The sequence below is a fragment of the Bacillus sp. A01H genome (assembly GCF_045277205.1).
In the GTDB taxonomy this organism is placed as follows: domain Bacteria; phylum Bacillota; class Bacilli; order Bacillales; family Bacillaceae_G; genus Bacillus_A; species Bacillus_A paranthracis.
The window spans coordinates 2,377,961-2,395,460 of sequence record NZ_CP117702.1 but is presented as its reverse complement, the minus strand read 5'-3'; the positions used below and the strand labels follow the sequence as shown (position 1 = coordinate 2,395,460).

Annotated in this window: 18 protein-coding genes; 7 read left to right on the top strand and 11 right to left on the bottom strand. The window is 33.2% G+C overall.

Annotation, left to right across the window (positions count from 1 at the left end):
* Positions 1–2 precede the first annotated feature (2 nt).
* The 3 genes from PSR14_RS12565 to catA all read right to left on the bottom strand — a co-directional run bounded on the left by PSR14_RS12565 (position 3) and on the right by catA (position 2,458).
* The gene (locus PSR14_RS12565) at positions 3–515 is read right to left on the bottom strand and encodes a GNAT family N-acetyltransferase (RefSeq protein WP_000153561.1); all 513 of its coding nucleotides are present in this window, start codon (positions 513–515) and stop codon (positions 3–5) included.
* A 150-nt stretch (positions 516–665) separates the two neighbouring features.
* Positions 666–1,592, bottom strand: coding sequence for a GNAT family N-acetyltransferase (locus PSR14_RS12560; protein ID WP_000974857.1), 927 nt, complete (start codon positions 1,590–1,592; stop codon positions 666–668).
* Positions 1,593–1,807: 215 nt separating this feature from the next.
* Entirely contained in the window at positions 1,808–2,458 is a 651-nt protein-coding gene (gene catA, locus PSR14_RS12555) for a type A chloramphenicol O-acetyltransferase (RefSeq protein WP_000668564.1), read from the bottom strand.
* Positions 2,459–2,658: 200 nt separating this feature from the next.
* On the opposite strand from catA, the gene PSR14_RS12550 reads away from it, so the two are divergent.
* Entirely contained in the window at positions 2,659–2,841 is a 183-nt protein-coding gene (locus tag PSR14_RS12550) for a DUF4021 family protein (protein WP_001060594.1), read from the top strand.
* 43 nt (positions 2,842–2,884) lie between these two features.
* On the opposite strand, the gene PSR14_RS12545 is transcribed toward PSR14_RS12550, so the two are convergent.
* Positions 2,885–5,116: an MMPL family transporter gene (locus PSR14_RS12545; RefSeq protein WP_074532982.1), complete on the bottom strand. Its 2,232-nt coding sequence runs from the start codon at positions 5,114–5,116 to the stop codon at positions 2,885–2,887.
* 122 nt (positions 5,117–5,238) lie between these two features.
* On the opposite strand from PSR14_RS12545, the gene PSR14_RS12540 reads away from it, so the two are divergent.
* Positions 5,239–5,856 carry a TetR/AcrR family transcriptional regulator gene (locus PSR14_RS12540; RefSeq protein ID WP_000436042.1) on the top strand — a complete coding sequence of 206 codons (618 nt, stop codon included), beginning with the start codon at positions 5,239–5,241 and terminating at the stop codon, positions 5,854–5,856.
* A 68-nt stretch (positions 5,857–5,924) separates the two neighbouring features.
* On the opposite strand, the gene PSR14_RS12535 is transcribed toward PSR14_RS12540, so the two are convergent.
* Positions 5,925–6,578 carry an MBL fold metallo-hydrolase gene (locus PSR14_RS12535; RefSeq protein WP_074532981.1) on the bottom strand — a complete coding sequence of 218 codons (654 nt, stop codon included), beginning with the start codon at positions 6,576–6,578 and terminating at the stop codon, positions 5,925–5,927.
* 67 nt (positions 6,579–6,645) lie between these two features.
* Entirely contained in the window at positions 6,646–7,053 is a 408-nt protein-coding gene (locus PSR14_RS12530; RefSeq protein ID WP_000797949.1) for a GNAT family N-acetyltransferase, read from the bottom strand.
* Positions 7,054–7,587: 534 nt separating this feature from the next.
* Between PSR14_RS12530 and PSR14_RS12525 the strand changes: the two genes are divergently transcribed.
* The gene (locus PSR14_RS12525; protein ID WP_000646618.1) at positions 7,588–7,944 is read left to right on the top strand and encodes a PH domain-containing protein; all 357 of its coding nucleotides are present in this window, start codon (positions 7,588–7,590) and stop codon (positions 7,942–7,944) included.
* A gap of 294 nt (positions 7,945–8,238) precedes the next feature.
* Here PSR14_RS12525 and PSR14_RS12520 read toward each other — a convergent pair whose 3' ends face one another.
* A complete protein-coding gene (locus tag PSR14_RS12520) occupies positions 8,239–8,724 on the bottom strand; it encodes a DUF2798 domain-containing protein (RefSeq protein WP_074532980.1) in 486 nt (161 codons plus the stop codon).
* Between the two features lie 203 nt (positions 8,725–8,927).
* On the opposite strand from PSR14_RS12520, the gene PSR14_RS12515 reads away from it, so the two are divergent.
* Together PSR14_RS12515 and PSR14_RS12510 are read left to right on the top strand one after the other, a co-directional pair.
* On the top strand, positions 8,928–9,530 hold the full coding sequence (locus tag PSR14_RS12515; protein ID WP_001005240.1) for a DUF2441 domain-containing protein: 603 nt from the start codon (positions 8,928–8,930) through the stop codon (positions 9,528–9,530).
* A 33-nt stretch (positions 9,531–9,563) separates the two neighbouring features.
* Positions 9,564–10,505, top strand: coding sequence for a nucleoside hydrolase (locus PSR14_RS12510; RefSeq protein WP_061130756.1), 942 nt, complete (start codon positions 9,564–9,566; stop codon positions 10,503–10,505).
* A gap of 162 nt (positions 10,506–10,667) precedes the next feature.
* Here the strand turns inward: PSR14_RS12510 and PSR14_RS12505 are convergent, their stop codons facing one another.
* Entirely contained in the window at positions 10,668–11,534 is an 867-nt protein-coding gene (locus tag PSR14_RS12505; protein WP_001184077.1) for an MBL fold metallo-hydrolase, read from the bottom strand.
* Between the two features lie 155 nt (positions 11,535–11,689).
* Here PSR14_RS12505 and PSR14_RS12500 point away from each other — a divergent pair, with 155 nt between their 5' ends.
* A complete protein-coding gene (locus PSR14_RS12500; RefSeq protein ID WP_061536745.1) occupies positions 11,690–12,427 on the top strand; it encodes a ZIP family metal transporter in 738 nt (245 codons plus the stop codon).
* A gap of 82 nt (positions 12,428–12,509) precedes the next feature.
* Positions 12,510–14,210: a pyruvate oxidase gene (locus tag PSR14_RS12495; RefSeq protein WP_061184673.1), complete on the top strand. Its 1,701-nt coding sequence runs from the start codon at positions 12,510–12,512 to the stop codon at positions 14,208–14,210.
* A gap of 43 nt (positions 14,211–14,253) precedes the next feature.
* Here the strand turns inward: PSR14_RS12495 and PSR14_RS12490 are convergent, their stop codons facing one another.
* The 3 genes from PSR14_RS12490 to PSR14_RS12480 are packed head-to-tail and all read right to left on the bottom strand — an operon-like array spanning position 14,254 to position 17,452.
* Positions 14,254–15,258, bottom strand: a complete 1,005-nt coding sequence (locus tag PSR14_RS12490; RefSeq protein ID WP_000267884.1) for an ABC transporter permease subunit — start codon at positions 15,256–15,258, stop codon at positions 14,254–14,256.
* Between the two features lies 1 nt (position 15,259).
* Positions 15,260–16,126, bottom strand: a complete 867-nt coding sequence (locus PSR14_RS12485; RefSeq protein ID WP_069297230.1) for an ABC transporter permease subunit — start codon at positions 16,124–16,126, stop codon at positions 15,260–15,262.
* Between the two features lie 54 nt (positions 16,127–16,180).
* Complete coding sequence (locus PSR14_RS12480) at positions 16,181–17,452, bottom strand: MFS transporter (RefSeq protein ID WP_255254330.1); 1,272 nt, start codon at positions 17,450–17,452, stop codon at positions 16,181–16,183.
* Between the last annotated feature and the right edge of the window lie 48 nt (positions 17,453–17,500).

Sequence of the window (17,500 nt, the reverse complement as noted above, 5' to 3'; positions counted from 1 at the left end):
CACTATCCATTATGTACAATTAAACCATCAGGTCTAAAACGACTCATCATAATTTCATTAATAAACTTTCCGTAAGCTTTCAAATTTCCTATCTTTACTCCCTCTTCTACAAATCCGAATTTTTCATATAGAGTTTTCGCTTTAGGATTCGTTTCTAAAACACCTAGTTCTACTCTCTCTAACATTAACCAATTATCAGCCAAATCAAGCATTTTTGTAAGAAGAGCTTTTCCAATGCCTTTATTATGATATTCACTATCTACCCCGATAAACAAATCACCCGAATGAGATCTACGTCCAGGACTTTGGGTTAACCCAACAAATCCTACAACTTCCCCATCATACTCTGCGACAAATTCAAATTGATTTGGTGCTAAATTTCGAATTCTATTTTCCATCGCATCTACACGCATGCTAGGTAAGAAAATCATATAAGGTAAAACGTCATCTTGTATGCATATACGGTGAATCGCTCTGGCATCTTGTATTTCTACTGCTCTTACTTTGATCGTCATATTTTCTTCCCTCCATATTCTTAACAATACATATATTCATTCTAGCCTCCCGCATGAAACCCCTTCTCTCCTTTATTTCTTTATGTTATTTTTATATAATTATTTCGGCATAATATTAGCTTTACGAACAAACTTATCTACATTAACCGGTTAACTTTTTACTTTATTATATAACGCAAGCAGCTTTTCCATTGGAATACCATTTACTTTCATACCGGCTATATCACAATTTTCTATTTCCATATTTTTTAGATTACTACTACTTATCGTACTCCCTTCTAAATCACATCTATTAAATGAAATAGGATATTTATTTTCTCCAAGACTTGTATCTTTAAATTGAACTCCACCTAAAATCACCAAACTAAATTTACTGCCAGAAAGATTTAAATCTGCATATGAAGAACTTCTAAAATTAATATTTCTAAACTTGGATTGACTTACATTACAATTGCTCATATTCATATTCCTTATATTGCTGCCAACAAATGAACTATTTTTTAAATTTACTTGATAATACTCTGTATTTTCCAAGTTGCAGTTTTCGTATTGGCTATTTTTCATGTCTTCATTTTTAAATACACTTTCTTTGTTTGAGCTCGTCCCTATTCTTTTCACGTAACAATACTCATCTTCTGATTCAAAAATTGTTTGGTAACCCATCTTTTTATAAAAATGGTGATTATTAATTTGTCTACTCGATGTTTCGAGATCCCAAATCCTTATGCTTGGATATTCCGCTTCTATTAATTTAATAACATTTGATCCAATTCCTTTCCCTTGATAAACAGGCTCTACAAAAATACGATCAATCCGGCCATATGACTTACCTGAGATCGTAACTATAATTCCCCCGATTATTTTTTCATCCATTATTACTTTATAAGAATCCAATTCTTCGATTGAATATCTCATCATTTCTACTGAAGAATACCCTGGTGGTTGGATGTTATAGTCAATAACATCACCTTGACCACATAACCATCGTTCTGCTTCTTCATCAAATGTTCTTGTCATTATTTCTGTTAATTTTTCAGCATCTAAAATTGTAGCTTTTTCTATAGATATTATTGCCATTTTTGTTTTCCCCTTTATTATTACAAGATAATATTTTTGTAAACAATACAGTTATAAAATAAAGAAAATTAAAATTAATCATTCTACTTATTATTAAACTACAAATCAACCTATATTTTCCACTGTTCTTTAGATGAATAAAAAAGAGACCATGCAATATAAACATGATCTCTTCTATTATTTATTTTCACTTGTATATAATTTAAAATTAGTTTTTATTTCAGCCACTCGTTACAACTATTACTTAACTCCTGTAAATCCTCTATAAATCGACTTGCATGATATCCATCACAAACCGAATGATGTACTTGCAATGAAACTGGTAGCATAATCTTATTTTCTTCATTAAAATATTTCCCACAAGTTATAATCGGTAATAGAAAATCACCATCATTATTAATATTAAGATTAAATCCAGTAAAACTAGTCCAAGGTATACTTGAAATCGGAAATACATTAGGCGGAATATTTTCTTTCGTGAAAAGACCATGAACACTAGCATAACATCTCATATCTTTTTCATAATTTTTATAGAAAATGCGAAAATCACTTGAATAATCCGTCCATATACTTGAAAAAGACTTATCATCTTTATGAAAGATTGTATAACTCGGTATCATTTCCTCCCAATAGCCTAAAGCTCCTTCATCATTAAAAGATGTTCGAAATTCTTTATGATTATTTACTACTTTAGAAACTAAGTATATAAAAACGGGATAAAATTTTATTCCCTTTTGATATACTTCCTCTAATAACATCGTGATATCAACATTAACAGTCATACTAAATGTACATTTCAACTTTAAATAATGCTCAAAATACTGCTCTCTATTCCAATTTTCTCTATCAATTACATGAAACTTCATTTTAATAGCCTCCTAAAATTTTCTTTTTATTTTAGGAGGCTAATTTCCTTGCTTTCACCATAATTGTTCACTCCTAACAGTTTACATTTCACCATAATTGTTTATTTAATTATATTACATCTATAAGAATCAATTCACATATTTCTGGAAATCCATCCACATACTATAAATAAATCAAATAAAATTTGGAGGATTCATACATGAATAACAAAAATATAAATAAAAAAGAAAATGTTATCGAAAACGCTACACCTATTCAAAATAATAATACTGCCAATCTTACTATCGAAGAACAAGCAATGAACGGGTTATATGGAATGCCAGAAACCGATATTGAAGATGCTGATCATGCTGCATCTGATGATTTGACTTCAAAAAATTAATTACATTGAAAAAAGCCAAGGAAAATATCCTTGGCTTTTTCAACTACGCATCCACTTTTTGTATCTCTTCACTCTTCCTTGAAAGTTTTCCTGGCCAAAAAGCAAAGCGGCCTAAAACGACTGTGATTGCCGGTACAAGTAGTGGTCTTACAATAAACGTATCTAGTAATACACCAATTGCTGTTACAATACCAAATTGAACGAGCACTTGAATTGGAAGTGTTCCTAATACAGCAAAAGTTCCGGCTAAAATTAAACCTGCAGATGTAATGACACTACCTGTTTGTATAACACCATTTTTTACTGCATCCAAATGATTTTGTGTCTTTCTGTTTTTCCATATTTCTGAAACCATAAAGATATTATAATCTTCACCTAAAGCAACTAGAAATACAAATGCGTATAACGGTATTGCACCTTGAATAGCCGGTGCCCCCATACCGAAGTGAAGTAATATCCATCCGGCTCCTAATGCAGAGAAAAATGATAAAACAACAGTTACAATTAAATAAATCATCGCGACAATTGATCGTAAGTAAACAAGTAATAATAAAGCTATAATACTAATCATTACTGGAATAATAACCGCTTCATCACGTTCTGTAATTTGCTTTGTATCATATAATGAAGCCGTTTCTCCGCCAATCCATAGTTGATCTTCTGCATTACTAACTCCAGCGTCTTTTAATACTTTTTCTACACGAGTTTTCAATTTAGGGATTTGATCTAATGCTTCAATTGAGTATGGATTTTCAGCTAAAGAAACCTCATACATTTTAATTTGCTTATTTTCTTTCCCCTCTTTTGGGTCTTTCACTGTTTTTACGAAAGAAAATTTCTCTAGTTCTTGTTTAATAGGAAGCTCTTTTCCTTTCGTGTCAACAACAACTTTTACTGGCGCTAGTTCACCAGCTGAAAAATGATCACTAATTAACGTAAACCCTTCGCGTGAAGGCATATCTTTAGGAAACGATTCTAATAAGTCATACGTGTATTGAATACGTGGTACAAATGATGCCAATCCCCCTAATACAAATACAGTAAGCATAATGATTGTCCACGGTCTACGTACTACAACATCTCCAAGTTTTTTACTAAAGGCACCTTTTGATTTTTTAACTTTTACTACTTTCTTTTTCCTTCTTGCTAATTCCTCATTCATCGAAGTTGTTCTCGGTACAAACGGGAAGAATGCAGCTCTACCGAAAATTAATAATAACGCTGGTAAAATTGTTAAAGCAGCGATTCCCATAATAAATACAGCAACACTAAATGGTACTGCAAATCGATGGAAGGCACCATAATGAGCAAGTAATAATATTCCTAATCCAAGTACAACTGTTAACGCACTCATTATTATGGCCCCGCCAGAAGCTTTAATTGCAAGTTGCAGCGCCTTATATTTGCTTTCTTCTTCTAACAAGTACTCCCGATATCTCGAAATTAAAAATAAGCAATAGTCCGTTCCAGCACCAAACAATAGCACTGTCATGATTGATATCGCTTGGGCATCGACTTTAATCCATCCGTAATCAGCTAAAAAACCAAGTGTAGGACTAATAATACCGTATGCAAAGCCAACAACAAGTAAAGGTAAAATCGCTAATATTGGTGAGCGGTACAATAAGATTAATAAAACCAATACAAGTAATACAGTAGCAACTAACAGTTTTACATCAGCTTGACTAAATAAGCTAACTGCATCCGTTTGAATGCCTACAGGTCCAGATAATCGAACATGTAAACCAGCGTCACTAATTTTTCGTTTGAATGGATCTTCATCGACTTTACTATTCACTATGTTTCTTAAATCTTCAAGATTTCCTTTTAATATATCTGTTCCAGCCGACTTGTTAAAAAATACCGGTGTAACAAATGATGTACCGTCTTTTGAAGCACTTTTTGATAATACTTGTTCCGGGATTGTATCAAATGGTGGTAACGTTGATTGTTCCTTTAAAGGACTAGCTTTTAACTCTTTATAAACGTCTTGTATGAGTTTATAATCTTGTGACTGTAATCCACCATCTCTATACCATACTACTAACAACGGATTCCCCGCATTATTCGGAAACTCTTTTTTCATAAGTGCTTCCGCTTGCTGCGACATAGCTGTTTCGGGTAAATTTTTCGGGTTCGGTTCTTTCGTACTGTTTACTTGTGGTAACGTAAATGAAAGTAATAATGTAATAAGAATCCATACCGATAAAGTGATCCATTGCGTATTTTTCCCTGCTACAAGCCTCCCTAACATATGTAACGGGTGCTTTTTCATAAAAAACCCACCTTCCTTTTTTCCTCCACTATTAATTATATATACTGGTCGGTTAATTAATCAAGAATGAATAAAAATTATGTTATAATTATCTAAACAATACATGTCAGGAGCGAATGGATTTGGAACAAAAACAACGCCCTCTTGGAAGGCCTCGTCAAAATAAAAATACAAAATCTACAAAAGAAACCATTTTAGAAGTTGCAACTCGGTTATTTCTTACTCAAAATTATCAAGTCGTTTCTATGGAGGAAGTAGCAAAAGTTTGTGGTGTTACGAAAGCAACCGTCTACTATTACTATTCAACAAAAGCAGATTTATTTACCGCTACTATGATTCAAATGATGGTACGTATACGTGAGAATATGTCGCAAATACTCTCTACAAACAATACTTTAGAAGAGAGATTATTAAACTTTGCTAAAGTTTACTTACATGCCACAATGGATATCGATATGAAAAATTTTATGAAAGATGCAAAACTGTCGTTATCTGAAGAACAATTGAAAGAATTAAAAAAAGCTGAAGATAGCATGTATGAAGTGTTAGAAAAAGCACTCGCTAAAGCGATGCAATTTGGAGAAATCCAAAAAGGAAACCCTAAATTTGCCGCTCATGCATTCGTATCTTTATTATCAATTGGGAATTTTAAAGATGAAAATGACAATCCTATTCTTACAAATATAGATGAATTAGCACAAGAAATCGTTTCTTTTTATTGGAACGGATTAGGACGTTAAAATTACATGGGTTTCCTTTAATAAAAAAGCATGTTTGTATTTCTTCAAACATGCTTTTTTATCATTTTTTACAAATTTTGAAGTTGAATCTTTATATTCCCCTTACTTAATCCCCCGTGGTAACAAACTACAGATTCAATATCTAGATTTAAATACTTCTTCAAAGACTGCCGTGCTTCCATAATATTTAAAGTTGTTGGAGCATGAACTCCTCCTAACTTTCCATTCACACTATACATCGAGTCTCCAGCGACAAGAATTTTGCTTCGTTTCAAATATAAACTAATATGCCCCGGAGTATGCCCTGGAGTATGAAGAATTCGTATTCCACCGCAATACGGAAGTTCTTGCCCGTCAATCACTGTGTCACTCACTTTTCCTTTTGGTGGATTCTCTACATGTACATCTTTCAATAAAGGTAAATCTCCCTCAATATATGACTTATCTAACTCGTGCGCATATACTTTAATATCGCTTACACCATTCTCCAATACATTAGGAAGGCTACCTATATGATCTATATCCTGGTGTGTCAAAATCACAACTTTTAGCTTATCAACAGATACCCCAACTCTCTCCATCTCTACTTGTATATCTTCAAATTGTCCAGGGAAACCAGTATCTATTAAAACTGCCATTTCATCATCCCATAAAAGAATTGGGTGAATGATAAATTCTTGAAACTCAAGTTGTAACATTTCTACTCCTTTAGCAATCTCCATACAGCAATTCTCCTTTACAACTGAAGTTTGAAAATATGTACGAGTAAACTGAAAATATAAAGCACCGCTATCTCATAATATGTTTTGTCATCCCAATAGAGAATGCTTCAAACCCTATAGATTCATAATAAGATTGCAATTTTTCCACACACATAAGTTGCGGAATAACCTTGTTTTGTTCGCAGTGATGGATTAATCGTTTCACTATGTCTTTTCCAATACCAATATACTGATACTCCGGCATTACACATACACCACAAATAACGCCTGTTATTACTCCATCGGATATAACACGCCCCATCCCAATTAATTGTTCCTCTTTAAATGCATATATTGCATACCAACTTTGTTTACACATTTGTTCTAATTCATTCACTGTTAATTTAAGAGAATTCCATCCTAAAGATTCATATAAAGCTAATAATTCATTAAATTTTGTAGGATGTTCACTTGTGTAGTGTATACTATTTTTCATGTAAATACTCCTTATTCTATAGTTTGTTAATGTTCCATAAAATGCCCCTTATGAAAATTGCGATTGACGTGAAAATAACTAGAACAAACTTCAATAAGAAAAATAGAATTCCTTCTCAACATAAAATAAAAAGAAGTTATCTCACTTGAGATAACTTCTTTTATATAAGACTCTCATTATATTATTAACCAAAAATTATACAACTACATACGATAAGCACAAACAAAACTAATAAACCATTTGAGAAATAACCCATTGAATACTACCCCTTTATTAAATTATGTAAAAGATTTTATCATAAAATGATTTACAACTTAATAACTGAAAAAGACATTGTATTCATTAGTTACGTATATTTAGTAATATTTTAATTTCTATTCATATTCTCCTTACTTTATTGTACTAGAAACTAAAAAGAATTCTCTTTCCCTTTTCATCCCTCAACTAAAATTCAATAATACAAATTTCAAAATGTTAATATATGATAAAATAAATTTAACAACACTTTACTTACAATAATAAGGGGGCCTGCTCATGAAGGCGAATCTAGGAACAATAAAAGAACACTTAAACAGTGAAGAAGATATTCTTTCTACACTCTACTGCGTAATAAATTTTGGTTATATCAGTAGATCTGGCATTTTAGCTGCTACAAATAAAAGATTATTGTTCTGTTCTGATGCTATGTTTGGAAAAGGACTAAAATGGGAATTCAAATATACTGAAATAGAAGATTTCAGTCATACGGATGGGGTTGTATTAGAGATGTCTGCAATTCCCTTTATCAAAAAAATAACCATGAACCATGGAGACGATTTTATTGTCTTTGATAATTTTTCAAGCCCACAAAACGTACAATCCTTTTTTAAGTTGGTTCAATCCAAGCAATAAACCTATCAAGACTCTTACATATACCATATTCTTTGACACGGTAAAGCTTATAGAATGTAAAAAGAGGGTTGCATTTGCACCCCTCTTTTTATATGTCACTGTTTTACTTTAAAATCTCTTTTTCACACATAGCTCTACTTATATTTTTTTGACTCATAATACCTTCTTAATTTTCATAATGTTTTCACCTAACTAAACGTATGATTTAGATTATCTTCATTATGCATGCTACAATCTTTCAATAGACCACATTTAACATTATATAATTTTTATAATTAGATAATACAAATTTATTTACGCTACTTTTACAGCTTTATTCTTCAAAATAAACTTTGCAAATAAGAAACGCACAAGTGGCCCCATAATAATTAATTGTAATGGATAAGCCATAATGAAATTTTTAATAAAAATTGTAAAATATATTGAAACAAATGAATCCCCTTGTAGCCCACCATGTAAATGCATCATAGTCATTCCGAAAAATGACATAAAGAACACCATTCCGATTACCATTGCTGTCGCCATCGCAACTATAATATTTATTTTCTTCGATTTATCAAACGGTAGCATGAATACAATTTTTTTCGCACAAGGTCCAACGATACATATTTCAATTAATAGCGCAATAATAAATCCAATTAGTAGTTCTAATGCAATCTCCCTAATATGAATTGGCCCTCCTGATCCATTCGTTAGTAAATTGTAAAACGTCATTACGATAACCATCCCAAGGCACATCATCATACCAAATTGGAGGTTTTCCTTTCTTGTTGTTGGCAAAATTCATCATCCTTTCTCTTTGAGTCTTTGTCATTATATCGATATTGGAAACCTCTTCGTAAGTGAACATTTTGTGAACAAATTTAAAACGTTTTCATATATTTTCTTTGCTTTCAACTCAAATTCTCACTTTTACTTATAAAGGTTTTATATATTTCAATGTTGAATTACTAAATTGAAACATTACTACTAGGAGGAGAACCATGAATGAACAAGGATTTTTCGTATATCATATCGTAACAAGGAAAAAAATGAAGATCGGACAAAGCATTCAATTTAATAAAAATCAAACTAATACGCTATTCCACTTCTTTTTTGAAAGAAAACATTTAAATTCTAATGGTAAAGATTCTATACAAATTTTAAAAGAACATTATACAAATGAAGAATTACATATAAAGAATGAAAATGCTACAGTCGTTATGAATTACATGGATCAAACAATTAGAGCCATTAGAGAAACGATTGTGGAAATGGTTAGGCTGCAAGAATATCCTGATTATCCATCAAGATTGTCTTGTTTATATGCTGCTAAAAGCTATGAAGATGCTTTAAAATGGAAAGCATTATTTGATTCTTACAATCGAGAAGTTTTGCAGATTGTTAAACTACGAGTAATCGGAAGTTCTTTTGAAGGTGACGGGAATCTTTTACCGAAAGAAGATGCTATTCCTTTTTCTCAAAAAATGGAACAAGCTAGAGAATATTGGAAAGGAAATGTGAATAACGAACTCCCTGAGCTACTCATTAATGGCGAAATTGAAGTAGTCGAAATTATTGATGACTTTTCCTCAATGCATGTTTAATTTCTAACTAAATCAAATAGGATGGAGATTACAATGATGAAAAAAGTGTACTTCAATCATGATGGTGGTGTAGATGATTTAATTTCACTATTTTTATTACTTCAGATGGATAATGTCAAACTTACAGGTGTTTCAGTTATCCCTGCTGATTGCTATTTGGAACCAGCAATATCTGCAAGTCGCAAAATTATTGATCGCTTCAGCAAAGAATATATTGAAGTAGCCGCATCAAATTCCCGTGCGAAAAATCCATTTCCAAAAGACTGGCGGATGCATGCATTTTATGTAGATGCTTTACCAATTTTAAATGAGGCTGGAAAAGTTATAACACCTGTAGCAGCAAAGTCTGCACATCATCACTTAATAGAAACGCTTCTACAAACGGAAGGAAAAACAACTTTATTATTTACGGGACCCCTAACTGACCTTGCTCGTGCATTATATGAAGCTCCCATAGTCGAAGATAAAATTGAACGTCTCGTTTGGATGGGTGGTACATTTCTTACCGCAGGCAATGTACATGAACCAGAGCATGACGGAACAGCTGAGTGGAATTCATTTTGGGACCCTGAAGCAGTGGCTCGTGTATGGGAATCAAAAATTGAAATCGACTTAGTGACACTAGAAAGTACAAACCAAGTTCCATTAACTATAGACATACGTGAACGTTGGGCAAAAGAACGAAATTATATTGGTGTAGATTTCCTTGGCCAATGCTATGCGATGGTTCCTCCCCTCGTTCACTTTTCAACGAACTCTACTTACTACTTGTGGGATGTACTAACAACTGCGCTTGTCGGAAACACTAACCTCGCAAAAACTCAAACGATTAATAGTATCGTTCATACATACGGACCAAGCCAGGGGCGTACAGTGGAATTTGATGGTGGGCGACCTGTAAATGTAGTATATGATGTAAACCACAATGGATTTTTCAAATATATAACTGAATTAGCAAGGAAGGCTTCTACTTGAACCACTATCTATACGAAAAACACATAGAATGACACCCCTCCAGACAATGATTCCCCATTTAGAATTTGGTTGAAACTACATATTTAAGTATTGAAAAGAGTATTGAATTAAATTTCAATACTCTTTTTGTGCAATTTAATTATATTGGATTCATGTCGTGTCTTATTGATTATTCATTTCATAACCATTTACAAAAAACGTTATTGTTTCTAATTCATCTTCATTTAATTCTCTATCTATGTCTCGTTTATACGCTTCCTTTATCTTCCCTTCATCGCCTTTATGTATTTCAGTATAAGTTCCTACTGTTTTTAACATACGAATCTCTTGTAAAAACTCCTCTCGATTTATCGCTTCCCCATGAGAGAGAATATATGTCTCAGCATCAAATTTTTCTAATTCATCTATTAATGCAAACGTTCTTTTCGTCGTATAGTTCCACTTCGAAGAAAAAATATCTGCATATATACAGTCTCCTAAAAACAATATCTTTTCTTCTTTTATGTACATAACAACTGAATCATGTGCATGATCTCCGCCCACATGTTTTAACACGCAGGTCACCTCACCAAGGTCTAATTCAATTTGATCCTGGAACGTTAAGGTTGGAAGAATAATTTTAATATTTCTCGCTTTTTCTTCAAACTCTTTTTTGATGCAATCCGCACAAAATGCAATTTCCGTACCCTCTTTTACGCGTGCGTCCAACGCTTCATCTGTCCATTCATAAGATACTATTGCCTGCATTTCTTTTTTCGTTTCAGCGTGTGAAATAGTTAATGCATTCTGTAATACAGATAATCCAAAAATATGATCCCAATGCCAATGCGTTAGTGCTACAAAATCAGGATTCGATACATTTTTTTCTTTTAACATTTCTAAAAATAATTGTGCATGTTCCTCTGAATTCCCTGCATCGATCATTAATGTTTTTTCTTTTCCAATGACCATTCCTAATATAGGTCTATCTGTTTCAGAAACTGGTGTCATATACCAAAATGAGTTTCCTATTTTTTTAATTTGTTGCATAACCAATTCCCCTTTTCATTTTCTCACTTAAATTTAATATATAAATTATAACGAATCACTACTTTTTTCTCTATAATCAAACACAATTACTTGGACTAATCTAACTTTCCTTTTCGTAAGCTAAAAATAAGGTGGAAGAATCGGAGTGTGATACGATGGAACGATTATGGATTCCTATGATAGTTACATTTTTTTCATTTGGTGGCTTATTATTAGGCGGTGCTGTTGGCATTGCTACGCGCCAGCTAATTGAAGAAAAAATGCATCGTTTATATGCATTATGTGGCGGAATTTTACTTGGACTCTTACTACTTGAAATTATTCCTGAAACATTTTCAAGTTATGAAATGATTGGACCTATACTTGGTATGACTATCGGTATTTTAATTATGAGCTTATTAGATAACTATTGTCACCATCCAATGATACATACAAAAGATCAACAAGCATGGCAAACTTTCCTTTTTCTCTCTTTCGCTATATTTATTCATAATTTGCCGAGTGGATTTGCTTTGGGTACTGCTTTTATTAATCATGCTGACTCTGCCATACCTTTTTTAATAGCAATCGTCGTTCACCATATTCCTGAAGGCTTAGCATTAATTATCCCCTTTCTATTTACAAAACATAAATATATTTCCTTTTTATTAACAACTTTATTACTATCTCTTATTCTCGGTACCGGTACAGTTTTTGGAATTTTAATGGAAGGAAAAGCGCTTCATTTACAAGGACTCATTATGGGAAGTGCTATCGGTTCACTTGGCTATGTCACAATTCATGAAATGCTTTGGAAAGCAAAGAAGCAGCTCTCTTTCCTTTCATTTTTAACATGGGCATCTAGTGGATTTTTACTAATAACAGTATTTACACTATTCGCTGGTCATCATTAAAGATAATAATATTATCATTTGTATATTTTTCCTTTTTCTCCAAAACATAATAGTATCTACCTGATTATAAGGAGGAACAATTATGTTTGGAAAAACAGCCGGTGAAGCATTAGTTGATTTATTAATTGACTGGGGCGTAGAACACATATACGGTATGCCTGGAGATTCCATCAATTCTATCATTGAAGCTTTAAGAAAAAAACAAGATAAAATTAAATTCATTCAAGTTCGCCACGAAGAAGCTGGTGCATTAGCAGCGGCTGCCTATGCGAAATTAACAGGAAAACTTGGCGTTTGTATGGCAATTGCAGGACCTGGTGCTATTCATTTATTAAATGGTTTATATGATGCGAAACTCGATAAAGCCCCTGTTCTAGCAATTTCAGGTCAAGTAGAAACCGATTTACTCGGAACGGATTTTTTCCAAGAAGTAAATTTAGAAAGAATGTTTGATGATGTCGCGGTTTATAACCAGCGTATTATGTCAGCAGAGCAACTACCTGCCGTAGTGAATCAAGCAATTCGAATGGCTTATACGAAAAAAGGTGTATCCGTTCTTACAATTCCAGATGATGTCCCGAAATTCGAAGTAAAAAATGGTGCTCGTATTACAAATACTTCTTTTACTTTGCCTGAGTTGTTTCCACAAAAAGAAGATTTAGATGCAGCAAAACTCGCAATAAATGCAGCGACAAAACCTGTTATTTTAGCTGGTAAAGGAGCAAAACATGCGAGAGAATCTTTACTTGCATTTGCAGAACATATTGGTGCTCCAATCGTACTTACATTACCAGCTAAAGGCGTTATTCCGGATGAACACCCTCTTTGTATTGGTGGATTAGGATTAATCGGAACGAAACCTTCTTATGAAGCAATGAAGCATGCAGATACTTTAATTATGGTTGGTACTTCTTATCCGTTCACCGGTTTCTTACCTGAAAAAGCTAAGACAATTCATATCGATACAGATCCTGCCCAAATTGGGAAACGTTATGCGACAGATATTGGTTTAGCTGGTGATGCTGAAAAAACTTTACGATGGTTAATTGAAAATGTTGAAGAACACACAGACCATTCCTTCTTAGAACATTACCAAGACATGATGAAAAAGTGGGAAGAAAAATTACACGATCAAGAAGAAGACTCTTCCATTCCAATTAAACCACAACGCGTTATGCATGCTCTGCAGCAAGTAGCACATGATGACGCAATTCTATCAGTCGATGTCGGAAATGTAACAGTATGGACAGCAAGGCACTTCCGTATGACAAATCAACAATTTATCATTTCTAGCTGGCTCGCAACACTTGGTTGCGGTTTACCTGGTGCTCTTGCTGGAAAAATTGCATTCCCGGATAAACAAGTATTTGCAGTTTGTGGTGACGGTGGTTTTGGAATGACAATGAACGACTTCGTAACAGCTGTTAAATATAAACTACCAATTGTTTTCGTCGTATTAAACAATAATAAAATTGCGATGATTAAATTCGAGCAAGAAGTCATGGGTAATATCGAATTCGAAACAGACTTAACGAACCCTGATTTTGCAAAATATGCAGAGGCGTGTGGAGGTATCGGATACCGCGTTGAACATATAGATGAATTACTCCCAGCTTTTGAAAACGCAGTAAAACAAAACAAACCATGTATTATCGATGTAGTTGTAGATGCTAACGAAGCACCAATGCCAGCAAAAATCACATTTGGTCAAGCTGCTGGTTATACGAAGCATATGATAAAAGAATTATTTGAAGAAGGTAAGATTGATTTACCACCACTATAAACAGAAAAAGATAGCTGAAAACAAGTTGCTTTCAGCTATCTTTTTATTTTTGTATCTCTCTATAAAAAGAAAAGTCATTCGTAGTTGGTTGTACTTGTTTCTCTGCTTGCACTTCTCTACCTTTCCGCTCTGGCCTTCTCGTATTTCCTAACTTAATCGCATCTTGCATACTATTACTAACTAGATTTCCTGCGAGAATTGTCATACTATAAAAAGCAATCGGTATAAGTACAATCCATGTATGTGTAGTTAAATGGCGGAAGTTTTGACCAATTAGGCCAGTCCATTCTTTTGTTACACTATCTGGATCCATTCCACTGAAGGTTATTGTTCCGCCAAAAAATAATTGTAACAAACCAAGATGTAAAAGAAGTAATAACGTACTTACAAATTGTTGAGCTACTAATAAAAGAAATGGCGGTAACATATGAGGCCATATATGGCGCTTCAACCTCTGCCACTTACTACCGCCGAGCACAGTGGCTGCCAACATAAATTCTTCTTTCTTAATACGTTTTACTTCTTGCGCTACATACAACATCACTGTTGGTACAGCGAGACATACAAGAACTATAATTTGAAATGCCACACGCAAATATAACGGCACAACTTCTGCTCCACTATCAAACGTTAATACTTCATTTAACATAAAATAAGAAATCATAACCATCGGTACAATACTAAAAGGATCAAAAAAGGATGAAATAACTGGAAAAGAGCGTTTACCATACATACCAAGAAGTAAACCAATTCCCCCTCCAACTATAACTCGTAAAATCGCTATAATTATACTTGCACCAACTGTCCATTTTGCACCTTCTATTATTAATTGAACAAGGTCACGACCTTTCACATCACTTCCAAACCAAAATTTACTTGATGGTGCAAATGGAGCTGCCTCTAGTTCCCCTTTTTCGTTATACATCATCGTAAGTTCACGAATATTCCCATCAAAAAACAACGTATATCCAATACTAACAATCATTAGTACACTCAAAAAAGTAATACCTATCCAAAATCTCACATCTCTTTTTACAACTTGCCACATGTTACACACGCTCCTTTATAACATTTTGTAAGAACGTATGTAATAAACGAAACAGTATAAAAAGCGGTACGTATAATATTACTAGACTCACTGTAAATATTTCTAATTTCGAATTTTCTTTTACAAAAACAAACATACCGTACGTATTAAATATCCATTCAATAATATATAAATTTGATAACATAAATAAAATATTTGTTTTTGCATAATAGATCGTTGTTAACAAAACATTTCTTGAAATATGATGTGTTAAAATATGTCTTAAACTAAGCCCTTTACTTTTAGCAAATAAACTATAATCTTTCTCTAATTCTTCTTTAAACCGTAATAACAACAGTTTAATAAACAATAATGTTGTTGGTATTGTAAGACATATAATTGGTAACAAACGTATCCTTTCTTCCCCTAATCCAGCCAGTTTGATCGGCATAACTCCTGTTTTTTGAAACATAATTACGACAAGAAGTTGCGATAATAAAATAAGTAATATATCTGGTATACTCTCAAGCGTAAGAAAAATCCCGTTCCACATTTTCTGTTTCATATGAGAACGCTGTAATACCCAAACGACAAGTATATACGCTATAAGCAACGAGAATAAAAAAGCTGAAAGAAATACAATCATCGTTTCAATATAATGAATCCATATTTGCGGAAATAATTTTCTTGAGTCCCGAAATCCATATGTAATTTCACCCGGTTGAAGTAACTTTCCTCCAAGAAATACAATCGTATTCCAAAAACCGATTAAATCAATTTGTAATCCCTTAAATAAACGTGGTAGCGCTCCTAGGCAGATTATACATAAAATTGCAGCTACTAGTTGTAAACAAGTAATCCCACACCACTTAACCATTCGCATCAACATAACAATTTCCCCTTACCATACGATAGAATATTCAGAAATAAAAAGCTAAATATATCACATCTCTTTAGCTACTGTATGTACTTGCTTTTGCCCACTTGGTAGAATAGCTTGATATAAACATGTAACAAACAATAATAAACCAAATAAAATAATATACAATGTATCTGCAAGAATCCATTTTGGGAATAACATCGCTATCGCACCGAGAGATAAAAGCTGGAATCCTGTCGTTAATGGACTAAGCAAGCTTTGTACACGCCCCATGAATGACTCTTCTACAATTTCATACATCCAGCCCGATATTGCAACATTAATAAACGGTAAAAAGAAAGTCGCAAAAGCGATACATACATAAAAAGACCATACGTGATTTACAAAGTAACACATACCGAAGAAGATCCCTGAACCTGCCATACCAAATACAATAATAGGTTTAGGAGCATATTTCTTACCTATACTCGTTGCTACTATACTTCCAATTAATAATGAAATCCCTCCAACTACACCGCCCACCATTGCTAAACTTTCATACGTTGCTGGTGCCAATTTGTATTTTAATATGTAAGTAGTAGATACGCTTAAAATACCATTTAATAAACCAAACACGATAAATCCTAAAAGTAATTTTTTTAAAGTTTCATTTTGGTATATATACTTGATCCCTTCTTTAAACTCTGTTATTAACATCTTCAAATTAACTTCTTTCCATTTTGTTCTCCCATTTGGTAAACGAACTTTTTCTGGAATGGAGATCGTTTGAATCAAAATACCACTCATAATAAAAGTGAGCGTATTTACTAAAATGCTCCCGTAAATTCCAAAAGTCCAGTACACCATCGTTGCAATTCCTACACCAAACAAAGCATACAAACTATTTACCATTTGATTCATACCCGCTGCTGCACCGTATTGGTCTGATTCAACCACTCCCTGTATCATCGACTGTTCTGATGGAGAGAAAAATTGTATACATGCATTTTCCAAAAACAAAAATATAAAGACAAGTATAATCATCCCGTAATAAAGCGAAATTAGGATTCCAATATTACAGAGCGAACAACATATATTACTTATCGTACAAATACGTTGTCTATCAAAACGATCCACTACTGTCCCTACTAATAGAAAAAAGATTAATGCAGGTAACGCAATCATAATTTGCGTCATTGTTGCGTAAACTGGTTGTTTTCCGTATTGATCTAACAAGTAAAACATTAAAGAAATTCCAGCAATCATAGAACCGAGTCGTTCTAAAATATTCGCTAGAAAAAATCGTGCATACACTTTGTTGCGAAATAACTGTAGCATTTCTTTCATATTTCGTATCCTTTCTCTCGACAAAATAGTATTATTTTAGTCATTTCTCGGAAGTTA